The organism is Paenochrobactrum glaciei, from assembly GCF_039522165.1.
Classification (GTDB): domain Bacteria; phylum Pseudomonadota; class Alphaproteobacteria; order Rhizobiales; family Rhizobiaceae; genus Paenochrobactrum; species Paenochrobactrum glaciei.
Genome location: NZ_BAAADE010000044.1, coordinates 1 through 645 on the forward strand (window position 1 = coordinate 1; position 645 = coordinate 645).

At 40.9% G+C, this 645-nt stretch carries 1 protein-coding gene; it reads left to right on the forward strand.

Features of this window, described 5'->3' with window-relative positions:
- Positions 1 to 209: 209 nt before the first annotated feature.
- A complete protein-coding gene (locus ABDZ76_RS17590) occupies positions 210 to 479 on the forward strand; it encodes a hypothetical protein (RefSeq protein ID WP_343808675.1) in 270 nt (89 codons plus the stop codon).
- The last annotated feature ends 166 nt before the right edge of the window (positions 480 to 645 follow it).

Consider the following 645-nt stretch of genomic DNA (forward strand, 5'->3'; position numbering starts at 1 on the left):
GGGTAATATTGTCATGAGATTTCCAAGAAATAATTCGTTTTATCCGCAAGATAATTGCGCCAATGTATTAAGCTTGATTATGGAGACTATCAATTATTTTAAATATCTCAATGCGTTCTTTTACAATACATTACATAGGCTTATATTGTATTCATGCTTATATTCTACAGTAGTTGTCGCTAATAAGCCTCGTTCATTTGGAGGGGGGTATGTCTGAAAAGCAACTGATAGTTGATTGGCTTTCCAAGAATGGTGGTGCTCGTCGTTTTGAACGCGGAACAAGCAGCAACTTCAACTTCATCCAGTATTACCTTTTAGGGCAGGGCATTGAGGTTATCCGTTGGAGAGGGCGCTACCGGATTACAAAACCGAAATCACGCGCAAAGGTATGTGGTGAAAAAGAGCTGTTTAATCTGGTCGATGAAGTGAGAATTGCAGAAGGTAAGCAGCCGCTTCAAATCCGAAATACAGTGCAGTGAAGGAATATGGCAGTGGCGGTAGTATCTAAGCAGCAACGTAAAGAAATGGGAAACTTGAAGTCTGAGGTTCGTGTGCATCAAGTTCCCAACCCATATTACATGCCTAACCATGCAGGCGCATCATGGAACCCCAAAAAAATAAAAGCCTATGTGAACATCAGAGAAA

Coding starts and splice junctions, on each gene's coding strand:
- ABDZ76_RS17590 (WP_343808675.1), top strand. CDS start 210: ATGTCTGAAAAGCAACTGATAGTTGATTGGCTTTCCAAGAATGGTGGT.